Origin of the sequence: Pseudanabaena sp. UWO310 (genome assembly GCF_006861605.1) — a bacterium.
In the GTDB taxonomy this organism is placed as follows: domain Bacteria; phylum Cyanobacteriota; class Cyanobacteriia; order Pseudanabaenales; family Pseudanabaenaceae; genus Pseudanabaena.
This window is the reverse complement of the sequence record NZ_SELU01000119.1, coordinates 1-3,974: the sequence shown is the minus strand read 5'-3', so window position 1 is coordinate 3,974 and position 3,974 is coordinate 1. Positions and strand designations below refer to the sequence as shown.

Annotated in this window: 5 protein-coding genes; all 5 read right to left on the bottom strand. The window is 42.7% G+C overall.

What is annotated here, in order from left to right; translation table 11 throughout:
* Positions 1 to 282: 282 nt before the first annotated feature.
* Positions 283 to 555: a CRISPR-associated endonuclease Cas2 gene (gene cas2, locus PseudUWO310_RS22520; protein WP_143190591.1), complete on the bottom strand. Its 273-nt coding sequence runs from the start codon at positions 553 to 555 to the stop codon at positions 283 to 285.
* 116 nt (positions 556 to 671) lie between these two features.
* A complete protein-coding gene (cas1d, locus tag PseudUWO310_RS22515) occupies positions 672 to 1,676 on the bottom strand; it encodes a type I-D CRISPR-associated endonuclease Cas1d (RefSeq protein ID WP_143190592.1) in 1,005 nt (334 codons plus the stop codon).
* A 160-nt stretch (positions 1,677 to 1,836) separates the two neighbouring features.
* The gene (cas4, locus tag PseudUWO310_RS22510) at positions 1,837 to 2,418 is read right to left on the bottom strand and encodes a CRISPR-associated protein Cas4 (protein ID WP_143190590.1); all 582 of its coding nucleotides are present in this window, start codon (positions 2,416 to 2,418) and stop codon (positions 1,837 to 1,839) included.
* 56 nt (positions 2,419 to 2,474) lie between these two features.
* Entirely contained in the window at positions 2,475 to 2,834 is a 360-nt protein-coding gene (locus tag PseudUWO310_RS22505) for a four helix bundle protein (RefSeq protein ID WP_143190589.1), read from the bottom strand.
* A gap of 12 nt (positions 2,835 to 2,846) precedes the next feature.
* Positions 2,847 to 3,764: a CRISPR-associated endoribonuclease Cas6 gene (gene cas6, locus PseudUWO310_RS22500; RefSeq protein WP_143190588.1), complete on the bottom strand. Its 918-nt coding sequence runs from the start codon at positions 3,762 to 3,764 to the stop codon at positions 2,847 to 2,849.
* Positions 3,765 to 3,974 lie beyond the last annotated feature (210 nt).

Below are 3,974 nucleotides of genomic sequence, written 5' to 3'. Positions count from 1 at the left end.
GGCTCCTCCCAAGTTAAAAAAGTTTATATCTGTCAGAAAAGTAAGCTCCCTATAAATTCATTTTTTGTGATCACAGAAAATGAATTTTTTATGTCTATTTTTTGTGATCACAGAAAATGAGTTTTTTATGTCTATTTTTTGTGATCACAGAAAATGAGTTTTTTTAGTTTAATATCGTTTTTACTTTTTCTAGGGATTCATACCAGTTAACACATTTATTACCAACAATTGCATATATTCCTCAAAAACACCCAACGACTCGCGCAAACCATGAACTAAAAATCAAGCGAAAAATATTGTGTCGTCTCGCACCTGTTCGCCACCAATACGTTCTATTTTAGGCTGACAGCAACCACATAGGAAGTAAAATCGAATGCTGTCTTCGCTAGGCTTAATCAACTTACTCAAGCGCGATCGCAACCTTGCATATTGAGCATCGGTTAATTCGCACTCAAACACACTAAACTGCATCCATTGCCCATAGGATTTGAGGATCTTATGAATCTTAGTACGGCGGTTGTCTTCAGGGATATCGTAGGAAATTACTATGAACATTAATTTGGGGATGGGTAATGGGGCATTGGTAATGGGTAATGGGTCATCGGTAAGCTAACAACAAAAAGAAGCTTCTAATCCCCAATTACCAATTACCAATTACCAATCCCAAAAAACTACTTCAAAACCAACGGTGGATACTTATCTGTCTCATCCATTAGATACTTAGCTAGCAATCTTGCCTGAAGTTCAAAAGCCTCTTGATAAGTACATTGACGAACCATAACAGGATGCTTAAATTTTGATTGTTTCTTCTGCTCGTACAACGTCAAAAATACTTTTCTTGCCTCATTAGATAGAGAAATTGCCTTGCTCAGTGGCTCAGAAGTAAAATCCTTGGGCGCGATCGCTTTGCGATTAATTGCCGACAGCACGATCGCATCGACAATCAAGGGGCGAAACTCTTCCATGAGGTCGAGGGCAAGACTAGGACGACCGTAGCGCTCGGTATGCAAATAGCCCAGATAGGGATCGAAACCGACAATATTTAGCGCTCCTTGAATATCATGACGTAGCAGGGAATAGCCAAAACTTAACATCGCATTCACAGGATCGGTCGGCGGTCGGCGATTACGGGTTGTGAAGCTAAAACCGTCGGCGCGAATTAATTTGGGAAAAGCTTGCCAATAGACAGCACTACCATGCCCCTCCACACCACGCAAACTCGCGATCGCCTTAATCGCTGCGAGCGAATCGATCGCTCGTTCGAGATCGTCAATCGCTTTCTGTAAGTCATTATCAGGATAATCCCGCAGATGCCGCATTAATGACGCACGATAATTTTTTAACTTGCCACGCACAAAGGCTTGCACCATATGGATTGCCTTCGGACTTTCTCCCGCTGCATCCCACTGCGATCGCCTTACGAAAATATTTTTAGTTAGCTCAGGTTCCAAACGACCAAGAAAGCGCCCCGTTCCCGTCATGAATGACATCGGTATTTTTCGCTCTAGCAGTTCCATCACAGCCGCAGGCGAAATCGTGGCACGACCGAGGATTACCAACCCGTCAATTTTGATCAGTGGCACATCAATTAACTGTTTCTTATCGGCTTTGACCGTCAAACGTTCATCAGTCTTGCCAATAAATGAATCATCGTGAGTTATGTAGAGAGTTCCCATAGTTTTTTGTAATTGGTGATTGGTAATTGGTGATTGGTAATTGGTAATTGGTGATTGAACAATTGCTAATCCCTGACTAAATTCCTGCAACCGCTCATCCCCTTGAACCTACCTTGGCTAAGAAGACAAAATCAACCAATTACCAATTACCAATCACCAATTAGCTCTCTTTATACCTCCCAACTTTCTCCTTCGCCATTGGTACACACTGGGTAAACAGACTGCATCCTTTGCAACGGTTGCCATAGATTGCAGGAGGCATTTTGCCAGTTTCCATCATTTGCGAGATTTCCGTAATTGCTGCGATCGCCTCATTTCGTAACTCAGCCGTAATCTCAATTTCTTGTCTTTGATGGGTTTGAGCATAATAAACATAGCCATTAGTAATGCTTTTTCCTGTCATCTCTTCTAGACAGAGAGCTTGAGCCACAACTTGCATCGCGTCGTTATCCCACTCGCCCTTATGTCCACGTTTATATTCAATGGGATAGAGATTGCCATCAACTTCCTCAATCAAATCGGATTTACCGATCAAGCCATATCGTTCTGACTTCAGCCAGATTGCCCTGATTTGCCAAGTTTCCTCTCGTTGATTTTCGCCAACCGTATGCACCCGTTGATGCAGATCGGTTCCTTCAATCGTGTAATGATTCTCGACAAATTCTCCTGCACAAAACATGCGCCAGCAACGATGGGGGCAGTAGGCGTATTGATTTAAAGCAGCGATGGGGATTGGTTCCATGTTTTTAGATGGTAATTGGTAATTGGTGATTGGTGATTGTTTTTACTGTTTACTTCTCATCGAGTCAGGGAGTTTAGGTAGGCATTTAGTTTTGGGAGTAGTGGGTTTAGGATGGATTTTAGTTTTTGGACTTGTTCGGTGTTTAGTAGTTTGCGACGGTAGGCTAGTCTGAGCCAACTGGTTGTTTCATAGAGCGAACCTCGTGCAATTCTGATAAATCTTTGATTGTCTTTTAAACTGCCTCGACCTCTTCCTTCGGCAATGTTTGCACAAACACTATCTGCTGAACGCACAATTTGTTTACCCACAGTATCTTTAGCAAACTGATCCCACAAACTCACCATATTCCATACCTCACTAGCCAAACTCTCCGCCAATCGATAAATCTCCAAATCCTCAAAATCAGGTCTACCCATACCCATCACCCATTACCCATTACCAATCACCCGCCTAACCATCCCCATCCCCATCGTCGTCTTTCTCCCAATTCCTGCAAACATCGCAAAGTCGGCTAGAGCATTAATCTGTTTGACGATCTCTGGCGAAGCATCACCGAGAATCCGATAGCCGATCTCTCCAACACAGCCGATAAAGGTGTGGGTATCATAGTTTTTGACTACTTCTGTTTTGATGTCAAAACGACTGGGAAAGATATATTCGATAATTTCAGAATTGATTTGGATGTCGCTGTAGGTATTCCAACGATCGCATAGGCTATTAAATACGTTGTCGCGGGTGGGTAATGGCGAATCGTATTTGCCTTGACGGAAGGCGGTGGGGGTGGCGAGATGAAAGGCGATCGTTTTTTCGCTATCTGAGGCGCGATCGTAGATTTGTTGATAGGTGGCGAAGTTTGACCAAGGTTGGCTCGATTGAGGCGTGCCGAGGATACCAGTGATATAGAGGTCGGCGGAACCGAGATGAAAAGCGCGATCGGGATTGAGATTTAGCCAAAGCCCTGTGAGTTTGCTAAAGAGAACTTCATCTAACAGAGAGATGCGCCACCAGCAGGGGGTTGAAGGGGGGATTGGTAATTGGTAATTAGTAATTAGTGATTGGTAATTGGGTGATTGGTGATTGGTGATTGGTGATTGGGATCTTGTTTTTGGCTTTGGCTTACCTATTACCGATGACCCATTACCCATTACCAATGACCCATTACCCATCACCAAAATCGGACTCAACCCAAAGCCTTTATTCGCTTTCTCACCATGCAGGCGATCGCCTAATTCTTTATCGACAGAGCTAACTAAGGTCAAAAAAAGTGCGTGGATATGCCGTCCTGTTAGGTATTCAGGATAAATCGGCGTTTTCGGCATAAAATTAACAACTAAACTATGAGGCATAATTTTTTGTTTTTTGAATAAATGTTTAAAATACAAGCGTTAAGCAAGGAAAAAGCAAAAAGCAAAAAGGTAAAAGTAAAAAATATAGCAAAGTAAGGTTAAGATAGGACATAAAATTGAAACAGAAGAGACAGAAAAAGAAACGAAAATGACAGCAGCTTACAGCATAGATTTACGGAAGAAAGCAGTATCAGCCATAGACAGAGGAGA

Coding starts and splice junctions, on each gene's coding strand:
- cas2 (WP_143190591.1), bottom strand. CDS start 555: ATGTTCATAGTAATTTCCTACGATATCCCTGAAGACAACCGCCGTACT.
- cas1d (WP_143190592.1), bottom strand. CDS start 1,676: ATGGGAACTCTCTACATAACTCACGATGATTCATTTATTGGCAAGACT.
- cas4 (WP_143190590.1), bottom strand. CDS start 2,418: ATGGAACCAATCCCCATCGCTGCTTTAAATCAATACGCCTACTGCCCC.
- PseudUWO310_RS22505 (WP_143190589.1), bottom strand. CDS start 2,834: ATGGGTAGACCTGATTTTGAGGATTTGGAGATTTATCGATTGGCGGAG.
- cas6 (WP_143190588.1), bottom strand. CDS start 3,764: ATGCCTCATAGTTTAGTTGTTAATTTTATGCCGAAAACGCCGATTTAT.